The following is a 1,267-nucleotide window of genomic DNA, read 5'->3' as shown; positions in this document are numbered from 1 at the left end:
GGGCGGGGGTTCAGTCCTCGTCGATCCCGAGATACGCCTGTCCGCCCGCGCCAGCGACCACGTCACCGACGGGCTTCCTCTCGATCTGCACGCCGCCCTCCGGGGTCCAGGTGGCGATGTGCGCGAGGTCGGAGACGTCGGCGACGGGGCTCTGCCCGTTCTCCTCGCCGGGCTCCCAGTCGCCTTCGTGCCATGCCTTGGCGTCGTCGGCGAACTGGCCTTCCCTGTCGGCCGTGACCGGGCCGCAGAACCAGACGGTTTCCCCCTCCCCCCGTGTGAGGTAGACGCCTCCGGCGTTGTCCTCGTACGCCTTGATGCTGGTGGTGCTGGCCATGGCTTCGCTCCCTCGGCTGTGGTGGGTTCTGGTGTAGCGGACGGCACTGACAGCCGGGGCGTCCCTTGGTGAACCAGGACGCCCCGAGCAGGTCTCTCGATGGGGCGCGGGTGCGGCGCCCGACCCCGTTGTGCTCAGGACCGGGCGCAGCAATCAGCAGTACCGGGTGGCCGGGCGCTCGCAGATCCGTCCGCTGTGCTCGGCGATGAGGGTCAGGCACACCGCGCACCGCGGGCCCTCCTCTGCCCCGGCGGACCCCTCAGGCTCGAGGCCGGCCTCGGCGACCAGCCGCGCCCACCGATCCTCGGCGTGCCACCGGATCGCCTTCTCCGCGCAGCACTCCGACCGCCAGCACACGCACCGGTGGCAGTCCTGGCAGTTCTGCCGCCGGTCGCACGCACACCGGCAGTCGTGCGGGCGGCACCCCTCCTTGTGATCCACCGGGTTGAGCACCGCGGCGAGCAGGGGCAGGGCGGCGTCCAGCATCGCCAGCGCGCGGCGGCCCGCTTCCTGAGCACCGCGGAGCGTCCGGTTCTCCTCGTGCATCCGGTACAGGGCACGCCCGATCACCGTCGGGTCATGCCGCGGGCACCCCTCCTCGCCGGGCTTCACCTCCGTACGGCACGTCCGGCAGAACAGGCCGAGGAACGGGTGCGGGGCCACGCCGGCGTACCGGGCCCACTGGTCCAGGAGGACGCCGTTGTCGGCCAGCGTGGAGTCGAACAACGGGCGGATGCGGTCCAGCTCCCCCAGCAGGTCCCGCAGCTCCGGCGACGAGTCGGCCGCGGCGCGGATCTCCGCCAGGCGCTCGGCGGGCAGCGGGTCATGACCGGGGCGGTGGGGCTTGGGCATGTGATGTCTCCAGTGGGTTGGGCCGCGCCCGGCGGTGCCGGGCGCGGCAGGGAACGGGTGGGGTGCGCCCCGAGGCCGGCC

At 73.2% G+C, this 1,267-nt stretch carries 2 protein-coding genes; both read right to left on the bottom strand.

What is annotated here, in order from left to right:
* Positions 1-10 precede the first annotated feature (10 nt).
* A complete protein-coding gene (locus C1J00_RS43390; RefSeq protein ID WP_102914233.1) occupies positions 11-334 on the bottom strand; it encodes a hypothetical protein in 324 nt (107 codons plus the stop codon).
* A gap of 153 nt (positions 335-487) precedes the next feature.
* Positions 488-1,186, bottom strand: a complete 699-nt coding sequence (locus C1J00_RS43385; protein WP_102914232.1) for a hypothetical protein — start codon at positions 1,184-1,186, stop codon at positions 488-490.
* Positions 1,187-1,267 lie beyond the last annotated feature (81 nt).

The sequence above is a fragment of the Streptomyces cahuitamycinicus genome (assembly GCF_002891435.1).
GTDB classification, from domain to species: domain Bacteria; phylum Actinomycetota; class Actinomycetes; order Streptomycetales; family Streptomycetaceae; genus Streptomyces; species Streptomyces cahuitamycinicus.
The sequence above is the reverse complement of the archived record's forward strand: the minus strand, read 5'-3'. Positions and strand labels throughout refer to the sequence as shown.

What these genes read in the sequence shown, in the direction of transcription:
- C1J00_RS43390 (WP_102914233.1), bottom strand. Translation starts at nt 334, where the DNA reads ATGGCCAGCACCACCAGCATCAAGGCGTACGAGGACAACGCCGGAGGC.
- C1J00_RS43385 (WP_102914232.1), bottom strand. Translation starts at nt 1,186, where the DNA reads ATGCCCAAGCCCCACCGCCCCGGTCATGACCCGCTGCCCGCCGAGCGC.